Annotated in this window: 14 protein-coding genes; 13 read left to right on the top strand and 1 reads right to left on the bottom strand. The window is 72.8% G+C overall.

Annotated elements, in window-relative coordinates; all coding sequences use genetic code 11:
• Window positions 1-151 precede the first annotated feature (151 nt).
• The 5 genes from ACFWW8_RS21970 to ACFWW8_RS21950 all read left to right on the top strand — a co-directional run bounded on the left by ACFWW8_RS21970 (window position 152) and on the right by ACFWW8_RS21950 (window position 9,665).
• Complete coding sequence (locus ACFWW8_RS21970; protein ID WP_386530627.1) at window positions 152-1,639, top strand: diaminobutyrate--2-oxoglutarate transaminase family protein; 1,488 nt, start codon at window positions 152-154, stop codon at window positions 1,637-1,639.
• A 1,259-nt stretch (window positions 1,640-2,898) separates the two neighbouring features.
• Window positions 2,899-4,917: an IucA/IucC family protein gene (locus ACFWW8_RS21965; protein ID WP_386530666.1), complete on the top strand. Its 2,019-nt coding sequence runs from the start codon at window positions 2,899-2,901 to the stop codon at window positions 4,915-4,917.
• 32 nt (window positions 4,918-4,949) lie between these two features.
• A complete protein-coding gene (locus ACFWW8_RS21960) occupies window positions 4,950-5,633 on the top strand; it encodes a GNAT family N-acetyltransferase (protein WP_386530626.1) in 684 nt (227 codons plus the stop codon).
• A gap of 98 nt (window positions 5,634-5,731) precedes the next feature.
• The gene (locus ACFWW8_RS21955) at window positions 5,732-7,642 is read left to right on the top strand and encodes an IucA/IucC family protein (protein WP_386530625.1); all 1,911 of its coding nucleotides are present in this window, start codon (window positions 5,732-5,734) and stop codon (window positions 7,640-7,642) included.
• 52 nt (window positions 7,643-7,694) lie between these two features.
• Window positions 7,695-9,665 (top strand): ATP-dependent DNA helicase, encoded by a 1,971-nt coding sequence (locus tag ACFWW8_RS21950; RefSeq protein WP_386530624.1) that lies wholly within the window; start codon window positions 7,695-7,697, stop codon window positions 9,663-9,665.
• Between the two features lie 81 nt (window positions 9,666-9,746).
• Here the strand turns inward: ACFWW8_RS21950 and lexA are convergent, their stop codons facing one another.
• A complete protein-coding gene (lexA, locus tag ACFWW8_RS21945) occupies window positions 9,747-10,538 on the bottom strand; it encodes a transcriptional repressor LexA (protein WP_150517501.1) in 792 nt (263 codons plus the stop codon).
• A 468-nt stretch (window positions 10,539-11,006) separates the two neighbouring features.
• Here lexA and nrdR point away from each other — a divergent pair, with 468 nt between their 5' ends.
• From nrdR to ACFWW8_RS21905, 8 genes are all read left to right on the top strand, one after another.
• On the top strand, window positions 11,007-11,519 hold the full coding sequence (gene nrdR / locus ACFWW8_RS21940; RefSeq protein WP_386530623.1) for a transcriptional regulator NrdR: 513 nt from the start codon (window positions 11,007-11,009) through the stop codon (window positions 11,517-11,519).
• A gap of 144 nt (window positions 11,520-11,663) precedes the next feature.
• Window positions 11,664-14,552 (top strand): vitamin B12-dependent ribonucleotide reductase, encoded by a 2,889-nt coding sequence (locus ACFWW8_RS21935; RefSeq protein ID WP_386530622.1) that lies wholly within the window; start codon window positions 11,664-11,666, stop codon window positions 14,550-14,552.
• 246 nt (window positions 14,553-14,798) lie between these two features.
• Window positions 14,799-15,635, top strand: a complete 837-nt coding sequence (locus ACFWW8_RS21930) for an arylamine N-acetyltransferase (protein ID WP_386530621.1) — start codon at window positions 14,799-14,801, stop codon at window positions 15,633-15,635.
• 32 nt (window positions 15,636-15,667) lie between these two features.
• Window positions 15,668-16,273, top strand: coding sequence for a YdbC family protein (locus ACFWW8_RS21925; protein ID WP_150517497.1), 606 nt, complete (start codon window positions 15,668-15,670; stop codon window positions 16,271-16,273).
• Between the two features lie 72 nt (window positions 16,274-16,345).
• Entirely contained in the window at window positions 16,346-17,005 is a 660-nt protein-coding gene (locus ACFWW8_RS21920) for a histidine phosphatase family protein (RefSeq protein ID WP_386530620.1), read from the top strand.
• Window positions 17,006-17,016: 11 nt separating this feature from the next.
• On the top strand, window positions 17,017-17,934 hold the full coding sequence (locus ACFWW8_RS21915; protein WP_386530619.1) for an ADP-ribosylglycohydrolase family protein: 918 nt from the start codon (window positions 17,017-17,019) through the stop codon (window positions 17,932-17,934).
• Between the two features lie 174 nt (window positions 17,935-18,108).
• Window positions 18,109-20,037 carry a DUF4173 domain-containing protein gene (locus tag ACFWW8_RS21910; protein ID WP_386530618.1) on the top strand — a complete coding sequence of 643 codons (1,929 nt, stop codon included), beginning with the start codon at window positions 18,109-18,111 and terminating at the stop codon, window positions 20,035-20,037.
• A gap of 767 nt (window positions 20,038-20,804) precedes the next feature.
• Window positions 20,805-21,515 (top strand): ribonuclease HII, encoded by a 711-nt coding sequence (locus ACFWW8_RS21905; RefSeq protein WP_386530617.1) that lies wholly within the window; start codon window positions 20,805-20,807, stop codon window positions 21,513-21,515.
• Window positions 21,516-21,571 lie beyond the last annotated feature (56 nt).

Genomic DNA, 21,571 nt, shown 5'->3' with positions numbered 1-21,571 from the left:
GCACCCCACTATGCCGCTGCCGCCCATGACGACACAGCCCGGGGCCGCGGTTCCCGGCGCTCGGCCCGTACCGGGCAAGGATCTTGGGCCCACCCGTGATCCGCCGCCGTCATCGTCGTTGGTACGTACGGGGGATGGGGGAGCAGCGTTCATGTTCGAGGCGCGATCCGGAAGGGCAATCCGTGCGGGAGGACCGACACTCGTGGCTTTGACCGAGCCTGCGGCGGCTGCGGCCGCGGCACAACTTCCCCCGCAGGTGCCCGCACAGGGCGTACGGGCGCCCGCGGCCGGGGCTCATGCCGGTCCGGCGGATTGCGGCGGGTCCGGGGCGAGTCCCGGCGGGACCGTCGCGGGGGAGGGCATCCTGCGGCGGCAGGCGCAGCGGGAGTCCGCGGCCCGGACGTACGCGCGCTCCCTGCCCATCGTCCCGGTGCGCGCCCGGGGGCTGACCATCGAGGGCGCCGACGGGCGGCGTTACCTCGACTGCCTCTCCGGCGCGGGCACGCTGGCCCTCGGGCACAACCACCCGGTGGTGCTCGAAGCCATCCGGGGCGTGCTGGACTCGGGCGCCCCGCTGCACGTGCTCGACCTCGCGACCCCGGTCAAGGACGCCTTCACCACCGAGCTGTTCGCCAACCTCCCCCCTGCGCTGGCCGCGGACGCCCGCATCCAGTTCTGCGGTCCCGCCGGGACGGACGCCGTCGAGGCCGCCCTCAAGCTGGTCCGCGTCGCGACCGGGCGCCACGGGCTGCTCGCCTTCACCGGGGCCTACCACGGCATGACCGCCGGGGCCCTGGGCGCCTCGGGCGGCGCACCGGACGTACGGGTGACGCGCCTGCCGTACCCGCAGGACCTCCGCTGCCCGTTCGGCGTCGGCGGCCCCGAGGGAGCCGAACTCGGCGCCCGCTGGACGGAGAACCTGCTGGACGACCCCAAGGGCGGGGTGCCCGCCCCCGCCGGGATGATCGTGGAACCCGTACAGGGCGAGGGCGGGGTCCTCCCGGCCCCCGACGCGTGGCTGCGTCGCATGCGGGAGATCACCGCCGCCCGGGGGATCCCGCTGATCGCCGACGAGGTGCAGACCGGGGTGGGCCGTACCGGCGCCTTCTGGGGCGTCGACCACGCCGGAGTGGTGCCCGACGTCATGGTCCTGTCCAAGGCCATCGGCGGCAGCCTCCCGCTGGCCGTGGTGGTCTACCGGGGCGACCTGGACGTGTGGCCGCCCGGCGCCCACGCCGGAACCTTCCGCGGCAACCAGCTGGCCATGGCCGCCGGTACGGCCACGCTCGCCTACGTACGCGAGAACCGCCTGGCCGAGCGCGCGGCGGTCCTCGGGGAGCGGATGACGTCGGCCCTGAGCGGGCTGGCTCCGGCCCACCCCTGCGTCGGGGAGGTCCGGGGCCGCGGCCTGATGATCGGCGTCGAACTCGTCGACCCCGACACGGGGACCGCCGCGCCCGCGCTGGCCGCGGCCGTCCGCCAGGAGTGCCTGGACCGGGGGCTGATCGTCGAACTCGGCGGCCGCCACTCCGCCGTGGTCCGGCTGCTGCCGCCGCTGACCCTGACCGACGAGCAGGCCTCGGCGGTCCTCGACCGCCTGGCCGACGCCATCCCGGCCGCCGCCCGCCGGCCCCGCTGACCGCACCCGGAGGACCCGCGATGCCCGACCCCCACCAGCCGCCCCCGCCGGCGTTCCCGGCCGGCCCCACGTTCCCGAACACCACCGCGTACCCCACGCCACTCCCACCCCCGGCAGCGGCCGCGCCCCCGACGGCTTTCCCGGAGGCGCCGTCGGCTGCGACGCAACTTCCGACCGTCCCGCAGGCCCCGACTGCGTCCCCGGACGCCCCGCAGGGCGCCGTGCTCCCGGGCGTACCGCAGGCCCCGGCGGGCCCGTCGGCCGTCCGGCAGGCCCCGGCGCCGCCGTCGGCCGTCCCGCACGCCCCGGCCGACCCGACCTCGACCGTCCCGCAGGCCCCGACTGCGGCCCCGGACGCACCGCAGGGCGCCGCGCTCCCGGGCGTACCGCAGGCCTCGGCGCCGCTGCCGTCCGCCTCGCACGCCCCGGCCGATCCGACCTCGGCCGCAGCCCCAGCCGTGTCTTCGTCCTCGGCCACGGTGCCCGGCACGGCCACGGCACCCCGCACGTCCGCGTCCCTCCCTTCGGCGGTGGACGCGCTCTTGGCTTCGCTCCCGGTCGCGGCCGGGAATGCCCAGCGCCCCCGCCCGGTCGAGGGCGCCCCGCCGACACCCGGCGCGCCGACTCCACCACACGGGAGGGCATGGCCCGCACCGGCCACCCCGGGGAACCCTGCGGTACCGGTTGTCTCGAAGGCATCAGCAGAACCGATTGTTCCGGCGGCGACGGCGCCCCCGGCGCCGGTGTCGGCGACGCCTCCTGCCCGGGCGGCTTCGCCGAACGGGCACAGGTCGGCGGTCTCGGCGGGGCAGCAGCCCTCGTCCACCACGGTGCCCTCGGCGGCGGCGTCGGCTGGACCGGAGTCGGCCTGGTGGACCCCGGCGGCGCCGGTACGGCATCTGGTCCCACCCGCTCCGCCCGTGTCGGCAGAGACGCCGGCCGACCTGCTCGTCCCTTCCCCGGACAGGCTCCGTGCCGCGGAGACGGGTGAGCCCGGCCAGGTCGTGGACACCCCGCAACTACCGCCGACCGCCCCCGGCCCGGGACTCTCCTGGGTCGCCTCCGAGCGCCCGCCCTTTCCGGCCCTTCCCGCCCGGCCCGGTTCGGAGGGTTCGAAGGAACCCCCCGCCCTCTCCACGTGGCAGCGCTCCGCCCCCACGCACTCCGGTCCCGTGGCGGACGACGCCGAGGTCGAGCCCGCCCCCGCGGTGCAGGCGGCGGAATCGTCCGGCTCCTCCCCGCAGCAGCTGAACGGCCCCGTGGACCCGGACCGCGCCGACGCGACGGCCGAGCCCCGGCGCCCCGAGCAGCAGGGGCTGCCCTCCGGCGCGGAGGAGCCGGCGGCCGGTACGGGGGCCGCGCGTGCCCGGCAGGTGCACGAGCCCGCCGACCCGTCCCCCGCCGGCCAGGCCACCGTGCCGCGCCAGAACGACGGCACGCCCCGACAGCGGGCCTCGTGGACGGGGCTGGCCGGAGGGGAACGGACCATGTGGGCAGACCCGTTGGACCAAGCCGACCCGGCCGCCGTCGCCGATACGGCAACCGTGGAGAACCTCCTCCGGTGCTGGATCCGCGAAGCGGGAGTCGCCCGGCCCGACGGCACGGCCGGCGCCCCCCTGCGCGTACCCCTCCCCGCATCCGGCACGGCTCTGCTCGTCACCGTCCGCCACTGGTCGGCGTCCGGCTGGCACCGCTTCGCCGCGGCCCGGCTCGAAGGAGCGCCCACCGACGCCCCCGCCGTGGACGCCGTCACCCTCGCCGCACTCCTCGCCCGCGAGGGCGCCGCCGGCCCCAGCGCGCCCGCCGACGCAACCGGGACTCGCACAGCCACCGCCGCGCGTACCGTCAGCGCCGACCTCGTCGGCCGGGTCGCCGACTCGGTGCGCCACACCGCCGAGTTCATCGCCGACCGGAGGGAACGCCCCGCCGCCCCCGCCCCCGTCGGAGAGGACCGCTTCCTCACCGCCGAACAGTCCCTCCTCCTCGGCCACCCCCTCCAGCCGGACCCGAAGAGCCGCGAAGGACTCTCCGAGGCCGAGGTACGCCGCTACTCACCCGAACTCCACGGCTCCTTCCCCCTCCACTGGTTCGCGGTCGCCCCGTCCGCCCTGGTCACCGACTCCGCCTGGACCGAGAGCGGCCGCCCGGTCTCGGCCGCCCGCCTCTTGGGCCGGCTCGTCCCCGGACTCCCGCTCCCCGAGGGCGCCGCCCCCCTTCCCCTGCACCCCTGGCAGGCCCGCGACCTGCTCCAGCGCCCCGCCGTCGCGGCACTCCACGACGCGGGACTCCTGCACGACCTGGGCCCCTACGGCGCCCCCTGGTACCCCACCTCCTCCGTCCGCACCGTGCACCGACCCGGGGCCCCGGCGATGCTCAAGCTCTCCCTGGGCCTGCGCATCACCAACTCCCGCCGCGAAAACCTCCGCAAGGAACTGCACCGCGGCGTCGAGGTGCACCGGCTGCTCCGCACCGGCCTCGCCGAGCAGTGGCAGGCGGCCCACCCCGGATTCGACATCGTGCGCGACCCCGCCTGGGTCGCCGTCGACGCACCCGACGGCACGCCCGTGCCCGGCCTCGACGCCCTGCTGCGCCACAACCCCTTCCGCTCCGGCGACGACGCCGTCTGCGTCGCCGCGCTGACCTCCCCCCGCCCGTGGCCGGGCCGGACCGGCATGCGCTCACGGCTCGCCGACATCGTCCGCGGCCTCGCCGCCAGCACCGGGCACACCACGTCCGCCGTCGCCGCCGAGTGGTTCCTGCGCTACCTCGACCACGTGGTCCTGCCGGTCCTCGCCTTCGACGCCCTCGCCGGAATCGCCCTCGAAGCGCACCAGCAGAACACCCTGGTCCTCCTCGACCCGGCGGGCTGGCCGGTCGGCGGCCGCTACCGCGACAACCAGGGCTACTACTTCCGCGAGTCCCACCGCGCGGAACTGGAGCACCGGCTCCCCGGCATCGGCGGCGCCAGCGACACCTTCGTCTCCGACGCCGTCACCGACGAACGCTTCGCCTACTACCTCGGCATCAACAACGTGCTCGGGCTGATCGGCGCCTTCGGATCCCAGCAACTCGCTGACGAACGCGTCCTCCTCGCCGCCTTCCGGCGCTTTCTCGGCAAGGCCGCGGGCCTCGGCCCGCTCCCCGCGCGGCTCCTCGACTCACCCACCCTGCGGTGCAAGGCGAACCTGCTGACCCGCCTGGGCGGCCTCGACGAACTCGTCGGCCCCGTCGACACCCAGTCCGTCTACGTCACCATCGCCAACCCCCTTCACGACTGACACGCCACCACCGACGCGGAGAAGAGCCCCCGATGCCCTCCACCGACACCTCCACGCACCCCGCGGACACGGCGACCACCCACGGAATCGGCCGCATCGGCGCACCCCGCCGCACCGCCCAGCTGCTGCCCCTGCTCGCCGAGGCGGACCTCCTCGACTCCCCGGCAGCCTGGGGCAGCACCACCACCCCGGCCGGAGCCTTCCGGCTCGAACCCGTACGCCCGGCCCGGGACCTCGAACTCCTCACCCGCTGGATGAACGACCCCGAGGTCAACGCGTACTGGCAGCTCGCCGGCCCCGCCGCCGTCATCGCCGCCCACCTGCGGCCCCAGCTGGACGGGGACAGCAGCAGCATCCCCTGCCTGGGCCTCCTCGACGGCACGCCGATGAGCTACTGGGAGATCTACCGGGCCGACCTCGACCCGCTCGCCCGGCACTACCCGGCGCGGTCCCACGACACGGGTATCCACCTGCTCATCGGAGACGGCACGAACCGCGGCCGCGGTCTCGGCACCACCCTGCTGCGCGCCGTCGCCGACCTCGTCCTGGACAACCGCCCCCGCTGCACGCGGGTCATCGCCGAACCGGACATCCGAAACACCCCCTCCGTCACAGCCTTCCTGAACTCCGGCTTCCGCTGCTCCGCGGAAATCGACCTTCCCGAGAAGCGGGCGGCTCTGATGGTCCGGGAGCGGGCGCTGCGCAATCTCCTCTGAATGCCGCCCCGCGTCTCCCGGTGACCCTCACCCGCTCACCCCTCTCCCTTCGAAAACTCTGCGCGACGCAGCAAAGTTCCCGATCTTCGAGGAGTCCCGTGCCGAATCTCCCCGTTGCCCCCGACTCCGCGGAACCCTCCGTGCCGCCGTCTCCCCAGGACCCCCGCACCCCTCCCGAGCTCACCCGCGTCATCTGGGCCTCCGCCGCCCGACGGCTGCTCGCCAAGATGCTCGCCGAGTTCGCCTACGAGGAAATCGTCACCCCGGTCCCGGCTCCCGCCCCGTCACCCTCCACGGTCGCCTCCCCGCTCCCCGCCCCGGCCGCCACACCGTCCGCCACCGGCGACGCCTGGACCCTGCCCCTCGACGACGGCGGCACCCTCGCCTTCCGCGCCCGCCGCCGCGCGTACGGCAGCTGGCAGGTCGACCCGGACTCCATCACCCTCACCCCGGCCCCGCCCTCCGAGCAGCCTCCGACCTCCTTCGGGGACCCGTACGCCTTCCTCATCCGCGCCCGAGCCCTCCTCCGGCTCGACGGGCCCACCCTCGGCCACCTCGTCCGCGAGCTCAGCGCCACCCTCTCCGCCGACGCGCGGATCGCCCACACCGCGCTCACCGCGGACGCCCTCGCCGACCTCGACTACGCCGCCCTCGAAGGCCACCAGACCGGGCACCCCTGGCTCGTCCTCAACAAGGGCCGCATCGGACTCTCCGCCTCCGATGCCGCCGCATGGGCTCCCGAGGCCCGCACCCGGCAGCGGCTGCCCTGGCTCGCCGCCCACACCTCGCTCGCCGCCTACCGTGGCACCGCCGGCGTCGAGGACCCCGAACGCCTCTATGCGGGGGAACTGGACCCCGCCACCCGCGCCGCCTTCGACCGGACCCTGCGCGACCGGGGCCTGGACCCGGTCCGCTACCTCTACCTCCCCGTCCACCCCTGGCAGTGGGACGAGGTCGTCCTCCCCCTTTTCGCCCCCGCCCTCGCGTCCGGGTCCCTCGTCCCGCTCCCCGCCGACTCCGACGTCCGCCTGCCCCAGCAGTCGATCCGCACCTTCCTCAACCTCAGCCGCCCCGACCGCCACAGCGTCAAGCTCCCGCTGTCCGTCTTCAACACCATGGTCTGGCGGGGCCTGCCCACCGAGCTCGCCCTCGCCGCGCCCGCCGTCACCGCCTGGATCCACTCGGTGCGCGACGCCGACCCCTTCCTCCGTGACGAGTGCCGGGTCATCCTGCTCGGCGAGGTCGCCACCGTCACCGTCCGCCACCCCGTGTACGAGCAGCTGCCCGAGGTTCCGTACCAGTACAAGGAGCTCCTCGGAGCGATCTGGCGCCAGCCCCTGACCGGCCTCCTCGCGCCGGGCGAGCGCGCCCGTACGCTCGCCTCGCTCCTGCACACCGACCCCCGCGGCCGGTCCTTCACGGCCGAGCTCGTCGCCCGGTCCGGCCTGCCCCCCGCCGTCTGGCTGCAGCGGCTCTTCGACGCCCTGCTGCCCCCGCTGCTCCACTTCCTCTACCGCTACGGCACCGTCTTCTCCCCGCACGGCGAGAACGCCATCGTGGTCTTCGACGAGCACGACGTCCCCGTCCGCCTCGCGGTCAAGGATTTCGTGGACGACGTCAACATCACCGCGGAACCGCTCCCCGAGCTGGACCCGCTGCCCGACGAGGTCCGGGCGGTCCTGCTCACCGAGCCCGCCGACTTCCTGCCCCAGTTCATCCACTCCGGGCTCTTCGTCGGCGTCTTCCGCTACCTCGCGGCACTGTGCGATGACCAGCTCGACCTCCCGGAGGGCGAGTTCTGGTCTCTCGTACGGGCGGAGATCCTGCGCTATCAGTCCCGGTTCCCCGACCTCAAGGACCGCTACGAGCTCTTCGACCTGCTCGGCGAGCGCATCGGCCGCCTCTGCCTCAACCGGAACCGGCTCTACGAGGACGGCTACCGGGACCGCTCCGACCGTCCGCACGCCGTGCTGCACGGCACCGTGCCCAATCCCCTCCACCACCCGTGAATCCTCGTCGGTGCCGCCGCTGTCGGTGGCGCCCCTTAGGGTTGGGAGTGCTATGACGAAGCCCTCCCTCCCCGACCTGCTGCACGCCGCCGTCTCCGCCGTCGGCGGTACGGAGCGTCCCGGCCAGGTGGCCATGGCCGAAGCCGTCGCCGCGGCGATCGACGACAGCTCGCACCGGCTCATCCAGGCCGGCACCGGCACCGGAAAGTCCCTCGGCTACCTGGTTCCGGCGCTGGCCCACGGCGAGCGCGTGGTCGTGGCCACCGCCACCCTCGCCCTCCAGCGCCAGCTCGTCGAGCGCGACCTGCCCCGGACGGTGGAGGCGCTGCATCCGCAGCTGCGCCGCCGCCCGCAGTTCGCCATGCTCAAGGGCCGCTCCAACTACCTGTGCCTCCACCGCCTGCACGAGGGCGCGCCGCAGGACGAGGAGGAGGGCCTCTTCGACCAGTTCGAGGCGGCCACCCCCACCAGCAAGCTCGGCAAGGACCTGTTGCGGCTGCGCGACTGGGCGGACGAGACGGAGACCGGCGACCGCGACGACCTGACACCGGGCGTGTCGGACAAGGCCTGGTCGCAGATCTCCGTCTCGTCCCGCGAGTGCCTGGGCGCGACGAAGTGCGCGTACGGCGCGGAGTGTTTCGCCGAGGCGGCCCGCGAGCGCGCCAAGCTGGCGGACGTGGTCGTCACCAACCACGCGCTGCTCGCCATCGACGCCATCGAGGGCGCTCCCGTGCTGCCGCAGCACGAGGTGCTGATCGTGGACGAGGCCCACGAGCTGGTCTCCCGGGTCACCGGCGTCGCCACCGGCGAGCTGGCCCCGGGCCAGGTCAACCGGGCCGTGAAGCGCGCGGCCAAGCTGGTCGACGAGAAGACCGCCGACTCCCTGCAGACGGCTTCCGAGTCCTTCGAGCGGGTCATGGAGCTGGCGCTCCCGGGCCGCTTGGAGGAGGTCCCCGAGGACCTCGGCTACGCGCTGATGGCCCTGCGCGACGCCGCCCGCAACGTGATCTCCGCGATCGGATCCACCCGGGACAAGTCGGTCCAGGACGAGGACGCGGTGCGCAAGCAGGCCCTGGCGGCGGTGGAGAGCGTCCACAGCGTGGCGGAGCGGATCAGCAACGGTTCCGAGTACGACGTCGTCTGGTACGAACGCCACGACCGCTTCGGCGCCACGCTGCGTGTCGCACCGCTCTCGGTGTCCGGCCTGCTGCGCGAGAAGCTGTTCGAGGACCGCTCGGTGGTCCTGACCTCGGCGACCCTCAAGCTCGGCGGCGACTTCAACGGGGTCGCGGCCTCGATGGGCCTGTCCCCGGAGGGGGTCGAGGGCGACGACGTGCCGCAGTGGAAGGGCCTGGACGTCGGCTCGCCCTTCGACTATCCGAAGCAGGGCATCCTCTACGTCGCCAAGCACCTGGCCACACCGGGCCGCGAGGGGACCCGGGGCGACATGATCGACGAGCTGGCGGAACTGATCGAGGCCGCCGGCGGCCGTACCCTCGGGCTCTTCTCCTCCATGCGCGGAGCCAAGGCGGCGGCCGAGGAACTGCGGGGGAGGATCGACAACCCGATCCTGCTCCAGGGCGAGGAGACCCTCGGCGAGCTGATCAAGGCGTTCGCGGCCGACCCGAAGACCTGCCTGTTCGGGACGCTGTCCCTCTGGCAGGGGGTGGACGTGCCCGGCCCCAGCTGCCAGCTCGTGATCATGGACCGGATCCCGTTCCCGCGCCCCGACGACCCGCTGATGAGCGCCCGGCAGAAGTCGGTCGAGGAACACGGCGGCAACGGCTTCATGGCCGTGGCCGCCACGCACGCGGCCCTGCTGATGGCCCAGGGTGCGGGCCGGCTCGTACGGGCCACGGGCGACCGGGGCGTCGTCGCGGTGCTGGACCCCCGGCTGGCCACCGCCCGGTATGGAAGCTTCCTCCGAGCGACCCTTCCGGACTTCTGGTACACCACGGACCGCAACCAGGTCCGCCGCTCCCTCGCGGCCATCGACGCGTCCGCCCAGGCGGACGGGAAGTAGCTCCCGCCCGGAGACGGTCACGACGCAAAGCAGCCCTGGGACCGGCGCAGTGAGTCCCAGGGCTGGATGGAGGCGGCGGATTCAGATCCGACGCAGTACGGCGACCACCTTGCCGAGGATGGTCGCTTCGTCACCCGGAATGGGCTGGTACGCGGCGTTGTGCGGCAGGAGCCACACGTGGCCGTCCTCGCGCTTGAAGCGCTTGACCGTGGCCTCGCCGTCGAGCATGGCCGCGACGATGTCGCCGTTCTCCGCGACGGGCTGGCGGCGGACCGTGACCCAGTCGCCGTCACAGATGGCGGCCTCGATCATCGAGTCGCCCACGACCTTGAGGACGAAGAGTTCACCGTCGCCGACCAGCTGGCGGGGGAGCGGGAAGACGTCCTCGACCGACTCCTCGGCGAGGATCGGACCGCCGGCGGCGATTCGGCCGACCAAGGGCACGTAGGACGCGGCGGGCTTGCCGGTGGTGTCGGTGGGCTGCGAGCTCGGCTGGTCGGAGCCGCGCACCTCGTAGGCCCGCGGGCGGTGCGGGTCGCGGCGCAGAAAGCCCTTGCGCTCCAGGGCCATCAGCTGGTGGGCGACCGACGAGGTGCTGGAGAGGCCGACCGCCTGGCCGATCTCGCGCATCGACGGCGGGTAGCCGCGTCGCTGCACCGAGTCGCGGATGACTTCGATGACCCTCCGCTGCCGGTCCGTGAGCCCGGAGCTGTCGGCGCGGATGCCTGGAGGTCGACCTGGCAGCGAGCGCGCGGGGCGCACGGGCTCCGCCTCCGGGTTCAGGTTTGCGTCATTCATGGCATGCACCGGCTCAAGTCGGCTCTGGGAGCGGTTCTGGGCAGTGATGGTGGCACTGTCTGCGGTGGTGGTCACGTCGGCCCCTCTCGAAATGTTCTCCCTAGCTGGACAACGGTAGTAGCTTTCGAAAGGTTGCGCCAAACACACGTTCGAGTGAAAAAACGCAGATCGTCCGGCGTGGCTATATGGAGACGTGTATAGGCGATCGGTTTGCCGAACGAAGGTTCGGCTCGGCGTCCGGTGCTTACGGTACCCTTCCGGGTCGGGTCGCCACCGTCCGGGCCGGGCCCAGTGTGGCACCGGGAAGCCCCGTGCGCGTGCTTCGGGCGTCGCGACACGCGGAGCCGCGAAAATCCCCCACAACCCAAGATCTAGTGGTTGGATGAGCGCGGCCGCCCAGAGGTTGTGGTCCCCGGTCCGCCGCGGGTCCCGACATCGCATATGCTGGTGGCTGCTTCACGAGCCCCCGGAAGAGCCCCGTCTCCGCCGTTGAGGGGCGCCGTGAAGTGATTCTGCCGTGCCGAGAAGGAGGGTGAGGGAACCATGCACTGCCCCTTCTGCAGGCACCCCGACAGCCGCGTCGTCGACAGTCGCACCACGGACGACGGCACGTCGATCCGCCGGCGCCGTCAGTGCCCCGACTGCTCCCGTCGTTTCACGACGGTGGAGACGGCCTCGCTGATGGTGATCAAGCGCAGCGGGGTGACCGAACCCTTCAGCCGTACCAAGGTCATCTCCGGCGTGCGCAAGGCGTGCCAGGGGCGGCCGGTCACCGAGGACGCCCTCGCCAAGCTCGGCCAGCGGGTCGAAGAGGCGTTGCGCGCCACCGGGAGCGCCGAGCTGACCACCCACGACGTGGGTCTGGCCATACTCGGCCCGTTGCAGGAACTCGACCTGGTCGCGTACCTGCGTTTCGCGTCCGTTTACAAAGCGTTCGACACGCTCGAAGACTTCGAGACCGCCATCGCGGAACTCCGCGTGCACCGGCCTCACCCCCGAGAGTGCGAGCCCGGTGGGACCGCTCCGGTCCCCGTGCCCGCCTCCGCCGCCGACTGACCGGACGGCCTGCCCCGGGGAGCGTTTCGCCCCGCGGCGCGGCCGGTCGGCCCGGCGAAGACACGTAGAGACAAGACACAGCACCGTGCCGCGGAATAACGCTGGCACATTAGGGCGTTTTTGCCCGCATATGGGAGGCCTGGCATGACAGAGACGGCGAGCGGCTCGGCACGTGGTTCCCGCGCCAAGGGGACCAAGGCTGCCAAGGGCGGCCTGCGGATCGAGCGCATCCACACCACCCCCGGCGTGCACCCGTACGACGAGGTGAGCTGGGAGCGCCGTGACGTCGTCATGACCAACTGGCGCGACGGCTCGGTCAACTTCGAGCAGCACGGCGTCGAGTTCCCCGACTTCTGGTCGGTGAACGCGGTGAACATCGTCACCAGCAAGTACTTCCGCGGCGCGGTCGGCACCGCGCAGCGCGAGACCGGTCTGAAGCAGCTCATCGACCGGATCGTGAAGACGTACACGAAGGCCGGCGAGGACTTCGACTACTTCGCCTCGCCCGCCGACGTGGAGATCTTCGAGCACGAGCTCACCTACGCCCTTCTGCACCAGATCTTCAGCTTCAACTCCCCGGTCTGGTTCAACGTCGGCACGCCCCAGCCGCAGCAGGTCTCCGCCTGCTTCATCCTGGCCGTCGACGACTCCATGGAGTCGATCCTCGACTGGTACAAGGAAGAGGGCATGATCTTCAAGGGCGGCTCCGGCGCCGGCCTGAACCTCTCCCGCATCCGCTCCTCCAAGGAGCTCCTCTCCTCCGGCGGCAACGCCTCCGGCCCGGTCTCCTTCATGCGCGGCGCCGACGCCTCCGCAGGAACGATCAAGTCGGGCGGCGCCACCCGCCGCGCGGCCAAGATGGTCGTCCTGGACGTGGACCACCCGGACGTCGAGGACTTCATCGCGACCAAGGTGAAGGAAGAGGAGAAGATCCGCGCCCTGCGCGACGCGGGCTTCGACATGGACCTGGGCGGCGACGACATCACGTCCGTCCAGTACCAGAACGCCAACAACTCCGTCCGCGTGAACGACGAGTTCATGACGGCCGTCGAGAACGGCACCGAGTTCGGCCTGCGGGCCCGCATGACCGGCGAGATCATCGAGAAGGTCGACGCCAAGGCGCTCTTCCGCAAGCTCGCCGAGGCCGCGTGGGCCTGCGCCGACCCGGGCATCCAGTACGACGGTGTGATCAACAACTGGCACACCTGCCCCGAGTCCGGCCGCATCACCGCGTCGAACCCGTGCAGCGAGTACATGCACCTGGACAACACGTCCTGCAACCTCGCCTCGCTCAACCTCATGAAGTTCCTCAACGACGACGGCAAGGGCAACCAGTCCTTCGACGCCGAGCGCTTCGCCAAGGTCGTCGAGCTCGTCATCACCGCGATGGACATCTCCATCTGCTTCGCGGACTTCCCGACGCAGAAGATCGGCGAGAACACCCGCGCCTTCCGTCAGCTGGGCATCGGCTACGCCAACCTCGGCGCCCTGCTGATGGCCACCGGCCACGCGTACGACTCGAACGGCGGCCGCACCCTCGCCGCCTCGATCACCTCGCTGATGACCGGCACCGCGTACAAGCGCTCCGCCGAGCTGGCCGCCATCGTCGGCCCGTACGACGGCTACGCCCGCAACGCCGAATCGCACAAGCGCGTCATGAAGCAGCACGCCGACGCCAACGCCGTCGCCCCGCGCACCGAGGACCTGGACAACTCCATCTGGGCCGCGGCCACCGAGGCCTGGCAGGACGTCCTGCGCCTCGGCGAGAAGAACGGCTTCCGCAACGCGCAGGCCTCCGTCCTCGCGCCGACCGGCACCATCGGTCTCGCGATGTCCTGTGACACCACCGGTGTCGAGCCGGACCTGGCCCTGGTCAAGTTCAAGAAGCTCGTCGGCGGCGGCTCGATGCAGATCGTCAACGGCACCGTTCCGCAGGCCCTGCGCCGCCTGGGTTACCAGGAGGAGCAGATCGAGGCGATCGTCTCCCACATCGCCGAGCACGGCGTGGTCGTCGACGCCCCGGGCCTGAAGACCGAGCACTACTCGGTGTTCGACTGCGCCATGGGCGAGCGTTCCATCTCCGCGATGGGCCACGTCCGCATGATGGCCGCGATCCAGCCCTGGATCTCCGGCGCGATCTCGAAGACGGTCAACATGCCGGAGACGGCGACCGTCGAGGAGATCGAGGAGATCTACTTCGAGGCGTGGAAGATGGGCGTCAAGGCGCTCGCGATCTACCGCGACAACTGCAAGGTCGGCCAGCCCCTCTCCGCGAAGAAGAAGGAAGCCGAGAAGACCGAGGTCACCGAGAAGGCCGAGGAGACCATCCGCGCCGCGGTCGAGAAGGTCATCGAGTACCGCCCCGTCCGCAAGCGCCTCCCGAAGGGCCGCCCGGGGATCACCACCTCCTTCACCGTCGGCGGCGCCGAGGGCTACATGACGGCCAACTCCTACCCGGACGACGGTCTCGGCGAGGTGTTCCTGAAGATGTCCAAGCAGGGCTCGACCCTCGCGGGCATGATGGACGCCTTCTCGATCGCCGTCTCGGTCGGTCTGCAGTACGGCGTCCCGCTGGAGACGTACGTCTCGAAGTTCACGAACATGCGCTTCGAGCCGGCCGGCATGACGGACGACCCGGACGTGCGGATGGCGCAGTCGATCGTCGACTACATCTTCCGCCGCGTGGCGCTCGACTTCCTGCCCTTCGAGACCCGTTCGGCCCTCGGCATCCACTCCGCCGAGGAGCGTCAGCGCCACCTGGAGACCGGCTCGTACGAGGCGCTCGAGGAGCAGATGGACACCGAGGCCCTGGCCCAGTCCGCTCCGCTGGCCGCGGTGCCCTCCACGCCGAAGCCGGTCGCGGTCGCCCCGGTCCCGGCTCCGAAGACGGCTCACAGCAACGCAGAACTGGTCGAGATGCAGCTCGGCGTCTCCGCCGACGCCCCGCTCTGCTTCTCCTGCGGTACGAAGATGCAGCGCGCCGGCTCCTGCTACATCTGCGAGGGCTGCGGTTCCACCAGCGGCTGCAGCTGACACCGGGCGGCACCGTGTCGGACGCGCCGTCCGGCGTAGCCCGCACGGGTAGCTGACCAGCAGCTCACGAAGGGGACCGGCCTCGGGCCGGTCCCCTTCGTCGTGCGGTACGGCCAAAGGGTTCGCCGCGGCCGGCGACCGGTGGCACGCTCAGGGACTCGATCATGCGAATCGAGTTCCCCCGCCGGTGGCCGATCATGGTGGGGGGCCGCGTGGAGATCGCGCCCCCGTCGGAGTGGGGGAGCCATGTGGAGCGGTGACGAACTGGATCTGGACGCGTACCTGGCGCGGATCGGGTACGAGGGCGGGCCGGCGGGCGGGGAACTCCGCCCGGACCTCCCGACGTTGTACGCAGTGCACCGGGCCCACACCGCCGCGGTCGCCTTCGAGAACCTGGACGTCGCGCTCGGCCGCCCCGTCGGGCTGGACGTCAAGGCGATCGAGGCCAAGATCGTGCACTCCCGTCGCGGCGGGTACTGCTACGAGCAGAACTCGCTGCTGGCCGCCGCCCTGGAGCGGATCGGCTTCGAGGTCTCCGGGCGCGGTGCCCGCAACCGCACGCGCGGTGACGCCCTGCTCGCGGTGACGCACGCGGTCCTCGTGGCCACCGTCGACGGGAAACCGTGGCTGTGCGACGCGGGGTTCGGTTACGCGGGTCCCACGGAGCCCGTCCCGCTCCGGCGGCCCGGCACCGTGGTGCGCCAGGGGGAGTGGAGCTTCCGCGTGCGCGGAGAGGCGGGCGGCGTCCTCGTCCTGTGCGCGCTGCGCGCGGGGCGGTGGCGCGACCTGTACGCGTTCTCGCCGCAGCCCTACCACCCCGTCGACTACGTCGTGCTGAACCACTACAGCTCCTCCCACCCCGCTTCCTCCTTCGTGGGGAGGGTCGTCGTCCAGTACCCCGGCCAGCACGTCCGCCGGGCCCTGGTCGGGAGCCGTCTCACCTCCCTGTACCCCGACGGGCGAACCGAGGAGCAGGTGGTGGGCGCCGACGAGCTCGCCGCCGTACTCGACCGGGAGTTCGGTCTCCGCCTGTCCGAGCGGGAGACCGCGGAACTGGTCGCGATCCATCAGGCCGAGGACTGACCCGGGCCGTGTCGGGACCGTACGATGGCGCCGTGCTGGTCAAGTGGATTCGCTGCACGGTGACGGACCGACGCGGGTTCGAGCGCGGGCAGCGCAAATGGGCGGGGCTGCCGGGAGAACCGGGTTTCCGGGGCCAGGGCGGCGGCTGGAGCCGGGGCCGGCAGGGGGTCGCGCACGTCTTCACGTTCTGGGAGAGCCGCTCCTTCTACGACTCCTTCATGGCACGGGCGCACGACCGGCTCGCCGCCGCCCAGAACGGCACGTACACCGACCTGCGCGCCACCCTCTTCGACCACCGCTTCGACGTGAAGACCGGCTTCGAGCCGCGCTTCACCGACGCCGACGTCGTCCGGGTCGCCCACACCCGGGTGCGCGAGGGCCGGGTCGACCACTTCGCGCTCATGCAGGAGAAGGTGTGGAATCCGGCCATGGCGGGCTCGCCGGGCATGGTCCGGGGGCTGTTCGGCGAGGCCCCGGGCCGGGAGTTCCTGGTGCTGTCCATGTGGCACGCGGCCGCCGAGCACGGCAAGTACCGCCAGGAACGGGTCGAGCGACTCTCGCTGCGCGCCCAGATCCAGGCCGACGTGGAGGCCCTGACCGGGGACGTCGTCGACCTCGAACCCTCCTGGACGGTATGACCGTAGGACAACCGGAGCCCTGACCGGCGTGCCCGACGCACCGGCCCGCCGGTGGCCGAATAGGGTCGTGGGATGGTCAGACCACGGCGCATCGTCCTTGTCCGGCACGGGGAATCGGAGGGGAACGCCGACGATTCGGTCTACGAGAGGGAGCCCGACCACTCCCTGCGCCTCACCCGGAAGGGACGCGAGCAGGCGGCCGAGGCGGGCGAACGCCTGCGGGAGCTCTTCGGCGACGAGACGATCAGTGCGTACGTCTCCCCGTACCGCCGGACCCTGCAGACCTTCCGGGAACTGCGGCTGGACCCGGCGCGCGTCCGGATGCGCGAGGAGCCGAGGCTGCGCGAGCAGGACTGGGGCAACTGGCAGGACCGGGACGACGTTCGGCTGCAGAAGGCGTACCGGGACGCGTACGGCCACTTCTTCTACCGCTTCGCGCAGGGCGAGTCGGGGGCCGACGTGTACGACCGGGTCGGGTCCTTCCTGGAGAGCCTCTACCGCAGCTTCGAGGCCCCGGACCACCCGCAGAACGTGCTGCTGGTCACGCACGGACTGACGATGCGGCTGTTCTGCATGCGATGGTTCCACTGGTCGGTGGCCGAATTCGAGGCCCTGTCCAACCCGGGGAACGGCGAATTCAGAGTGCTCCTGCCCGGCCCGGACGGCCGGTACCGGATGGACCGCCCGTTTGAGCGGTGGACCACACCCGAGCCTTATGACCTGGACGGCTAGAGTGTCGCGCGATGACCGCTGACTCCTCTTCCGAAAGGCGCTACGCACGCGCCGTGGCCAGCCTCCGAGGGCTGGCCCTGGGTGACGCCCTGGGCTCCCAGTACTTCGTCCCCGTGAACTACCCGCTGCTCAAGCGGCGGGAACTGCCGGCCGGCGCCGGAACCTGGCAGTGGACCGACGACACCGAGATGGCCTGCTCGGTGGTGGCGGTGCTGGCCGGGCACGGCCGCATCGACCAGGACGCCCTCGCCTCCTCCTTCGCCCACCACCACGACTTCGACCGCGGGTACGGACCCGCCGTCAACCGCATGCTGCGCCTGGTCCGGGAGGGCCAGGACTGGCGCACGCTGGCCGCCGAGCTGTTCAACGGCCAGGGCTCGTGGGGCAACGGCGCCGCCATGCGGATCGCGCCCCTGGGCGCGTGGTACGCCGACGACCCCGAGCAGGCCACGCACCAGGCGGAAATCTCCGCCTACACCACCCACCAGCACCGCGAGGCCGTGTGCGGGGCGATGGCCGTCGCCGCCGCGGCGGCGCTCGCGGCGGCCCCGGGCGGCCCGCCGAGCCCCGCCGACCTGCTGGACGGGGTGATCGCACTGGTGCCGCGCAGCGCCGTGGGCGCGGGGGTGCGGCGGGCGCGGGACATGCTGGACTACGGCGACGCGACCACGGTGGCCGCGGTCCTCGGCTGCGGGCGGCGCACGAGCGCCCACGACACCGTGCCGTTCGCCCTGTGGTCGGCGGCGCGGTCCCTGGACGACTACGAGCGGGCGTTCTGGACCACCGCGCAGGTGGGCGGTGACGTCGACACGACCTGCGCGATCGTCGGCGGCGTGCTGGGCGCGCGCGGGGAAGCAGTGCTCCCGGAGGCGTGGCTGGCGCGCACCGAGGCCCTGCCGGACTGGCTGCCGGTGTCCGCGGGACGCTGAGGGACACCTCGGTTCCCGGTCCCGGAACGGGCGGGAACAAGCCGTTCTGATTGTCACGGTCCTGCCACAGGGCCCAGCGAGATCTGGCTGAATCCGCACGTCGCAGGCCTACTCTGTCCGCTTCGCCGAACCCTTGGGAAAGATCCGGGGCGGCCGGCAGGGGAGGGGAACCCGATGTCAGACCAGACCGACGGGGCGGACGGGACGGAGGCCGGGACGGGGGCGGCCGGCGCCGGGGGCGCCTCACGAGCGGCGGGGCGCGGGTCGCCCGCGCCGGATCCCGCGCCGTCCGCCGGCCGGGCCGGGGAAGCCGCCGCCGCGGGGGCGACGCCGGAGCCGGCCGCCACCCCGCCCGCCGCCGCGGGGTCGGGGGCTGATCCGGGCGCCGCCGCAACTGCCGGTACCGGCCCGGGTGCGGGTACCGAGGCCGGCGGTCCTCCGGGGGCGACCGCCGCCCCGGCGAAGGGCGTCGCCGCGACCGCCGCCCCCGCGACTGCCGTCGCCGGCGGGTCCGTTCCACCGCAGCCCACCCCGGGCGACGCCGCCGCGTGGCACGCCTGGCAGGAGTACCTCTACCAGCAGCGGGTCGCCGCCGCCCGGGCCAAGGCCGCCGCGCCGTCCGACTGGGCCGTGCGGATCAGGCCCGCGGAGGCCGCCCCGGTCGGTACCGCCACGCTCGTCGCCGCCCTCGTCGCGGGCCTCGCCGCCGCGCTGCTGCTGGGAGACGGCCTCGGGCCCGGCCTGCTGCTGGCGGTGCTGCCCGCCGCAGTCGCCGCGTACGCCGCCGCCCGCACGGCCCGGCGTACCGCCCGCCCCTGGAGCGTGGCCTGGGCGGTCGGCTGCCTCGCCCTCCTCGCGATACCGGCCCTGCGCGACTCCGCATGGCCGTCCACGCTCGCGATCCTCGCCGCCGTCCTGCTCGGTGCGCTGGCCCTGCACGGCAGCCGGACCTGGCCCGGCATCCTGCTCGGCCCGGTCGGCTTCCTCGAAGCCGCCGTGTCAGGGGTCGGCTGGGCCTGGAACGGCCTGCGTTCCCGCGGCGGAGCCGGCAAGGACCGCTGGCTGCCCGTGGCCAAGGCCGCCGGCGTGGCCGCCGTCCTGCTGCTCCTCTTCGGAACCCTCTTCGCCTCCGCCGACGCCGCCTTCGCCGATCTGCTGGGCGAGCTGACACCCGACGTCTCCATCGGCGACGGGCCCGTACGCCTCCTGCTCTTCCTCCTCGGCACCGTCCTCGCGCTCGCCGCGGCCCGCATCGCCGCGGCGCCGCTGCGCTGGGACCGGATCACGACGAAGCCCGGCAGGCCGCGGTCCCGAGTCGAATGGGCCCTTCCGCTCATCCTGCTCAACGTGCTCTTCGCGGGCTTCAACGCGGTGCAGCTGGCCGTCCTGTTCGGCGGGTACGACAAGGTCCTGCGGAGCACCGGCCTCACCTACGCCGAGTACGCCCGCCAGGGCTTCTGGCAACTGCTGTGGGCCACGCTGCTGACCCTCGCCGTGATCGCGCTCGCCCTCCGGTGGGCCCCGCGGGACGGCGCCGGCGACCGGCGCTTCGTCCGCGTCGTGCTCGGCTCGCTGTGCGTCCTGACTCTGGTCGTGGTCGCCGCCGCCCTGCGCCGGATGGACCTCTACGTGGACGCGTACGGGCTGACCAGGCTGCGGGTGTCGGTCGCCGCCATGGAACTCTGGCTGGGGCTGGTGATCGTGCTGATCATGGCTGCCGGGGTGTTCGGCGCGCGCCGGCTGCCGCGCGCCGTCGCGGGCAGCGCCGCGGCCGCCGTCCTCGTCTTCGGCCTGCTGTCCCCGGACGGCATGGTCGCCGAGCGGAACGCGGCACGGTTCCACCAGGACGGCAAGATCGACCTGGCCTACTTCCAGTCCCTGTCGGCGGACGCCGTGCCCGCCCTCGACGGCCTGCCGGAGCCCCAGCGGTCCTGCGCGCTGCGCGGGATCGCCGACGGGCTGGCCGGGTCCGCCGCGTCCCCCTGGTACGCGACAAGCCTGGGCGAGCAGCGGGCGCGCCGGATCCTGCGGGAGCGCCCGGTCACCGTCTCGTACCAGGAGTGCCGGCGGCTCGGCGGCTTCGGCGCCCGCGTCGAGTACTGAGCGTCCGTACGGGGATCCCGGGCGCGGGAGCGCCCCGCGCCCGGGGTCCCGCCAGGCGGCGGGACCGGCCGCCCCGGCGGCGTTCAGGGTTTCCAGGTCGCTCCTGCGGACCCGGATCACCAGCAGCGCGGTCGCGGGGGGGCCGAAGACGGTGACCAGAATGGACAGGCCGGGGGAACCTCCCACCTGGTGGCTCCCGTTGACCAGGCCGGAGGCCGCGCCGTCGCCCGAGAGTGCCCAGCGGCAGTCGAGACTGCCGCGCATCGCATCGGTGGGATTCCCGACCGCGGATCCGTTCGTCAGGACCTGCGCCTGCTGTGCTTCCGGATGCGGGACGTCATGCACTCGCTCGTCGGACAGGCCCTGCGGCCGGTGCTTCACGAATGCGACCACGTGCACGCGGGACGCTTCCACGAGGCGCTTCCGATCCGGGCTGCCCGAGCCCGCGCAGCGGCTGGTCGGGAAGCTGGTCGAGCGCGGAATCAAGCGGAATCAAGCGGGGCGACGAGGGGGTGGATGCGACGGGTCCGTTCGTCGTGGGCGTGATCCCGACGGTGATGATGCACCGCACGAAAGTATGCGGGAGCGAACGGGGGAACCGGGACATCACGGAGATGATGGACGGCGTGAGGGTGCCGCTGCTGCGGGCGTGAGCTCCGCCCGGCTCCGCGCGGTGGGCCGGAGCGGTCCGGCGGCTCCCCGGAGCCGGGGCCTCCGAGGGGCCGGGGTGGGCAGGCGGCGCGGGGCGGCGTAACCTTGCTGGCGCCATGCCGTACGAAGCACCCACCCACACCGTCGAGCGCTCCCTCCGTGCCACCACCGGCGCCAAGGTGGTCGCCGGGGTCGACGAAGTCGGACGGGGGGCCTGGGCCGGTCCCGTCACCGTGTGCGCCGCGGTCACCGGTCTGCGCCGGCCGCCAGCCGGGCTCACCGACTCCAAACTGCTCACCCCCAAACGACGCGACGCGCTGCTCGACGTCCTGGAGGGCTGGGTCACGGCGCACGCCCTCGGCCACGCCTCCCCGGAGGAGATCGACGAGCTGGGCATGACCGCCGCCCTCCGGCTCGCCGCGCAGCGGGCCCTGGGCGCCCTGCCCGTGCGGCCCGACGCGGTGATCCTCGACGGCAAGCACGACTACCTCGGCCACCCCTGGCGGGTCCGGACGGTGATCAAGGGCGACCGGTCCTGCGTCGCCGTCGCCGCGGCTTCGGTCATCGCCAAGGTCCGGCGCGACCGCATGATGGCCGAGCTCGGCCGGCAGCACGGCGGAATCGAGGACTTCGCCTTCGCCGCCAACGCCGGATACCCCTCGCCGGTGCACCGGGCGGCGCTGGAGGAACTGGGTCCCACCCCCTACCACCGGCTCTCGTGGTCGTACCTCGACACGCTGCCCCGGTGGCGCCACCTCAAGAAGGTGCGCCGCAGCGAGGAAGCCGTGGAACTGGAAGACGGAGGCCAACTCGGCTTCGATTTCTGATCGCATCCATGCGCCACCGACCGGTACGTTTCGTACCGGTGTTTGAAAGACTTCAA

The organism is Streptomyces sp. NPDC058701 (assembly GCF_042715295.1).
Classification (GTDB): Bacteria; Actinomycetota; Actinomycetes; order Streptomycetales; family Streptomycetaceae; genus Streptomyces.
The sequence above is the reverse complement of the archived record's forward strand: the minus strand, read 5'-3'. Positions and strand labels throughout refer to the sequence as shown.

Coding starts and splice junctions, on each gene's coding strand:
- ACFWW8_RS21930 (WP_386530621.1), top strand. CDS start 14,799: ATGTGGAGCGGTGACGAACTGGATCTGGACGCGTACCTGGCGCGGATC.
- ACFWW8_RS21950 (WP_386530624.1), top strand. CDS start 7,695: ATGACGAAGCCCTCCCTCCCCGACCTGCTGCACGCCGCCGTCTCCGCC.
- ACFWW8_RS21915 (WP_386530619.1), top strand. CDS start 17,017: ATGACCGCTGACTCCTCTTCCGAAAGGCGCTACGCACGCGCCGTGGCC.
- ACFWW8_RS21905 (WP_386530617.1), top strand. CDS start 20,805: ATGCCGTACGAAGCACCCACCCACACCGTCGAGCGCTCCCTCCGTGCC.
- nrdR (WP_386530623.1), top strand. CDS start 11,007: ATGCACTGCCCCTTCTGCAGGCACCCCGACAGCCGCGTCGTCGACAGT.
- ACFWW8_RS21935 (WP_386530622.1), top strand. CDS start 11,664: ATGACAGAGACGGCGAGCGGCTCGGCACGTGGTTCCCGCGCCAAGGGG.
- ACFWW8_RS21910 (WP_386530618.1), top strand. CDS start 18,109: ATGTCAGACCAGACCGACGGGGCGGACGGGACGGAGGCCGGGACGGGG.
- ACFWW8_RS21920 (WP_386530620.1), top strand. CDS start 16,346: ATGGTCAGACCACGGCGCATCGTCCTTGTCCGGCACGGGGAATCGGAG.
- ACFWW8_RS21960 (WP_386530626.1), top strand. CDS start 4,950: ATGCCCTCCACCGACACCTCCACGCACCCCGCGGACACGGCGACCACC.
- ACFWW8_RS21970 (WP_386530627.1), top strand. CDS start 152: ATGTTCGAGGCGCGATCCGGAAGGGCAATCCGTGCGGGAGGACCGACA.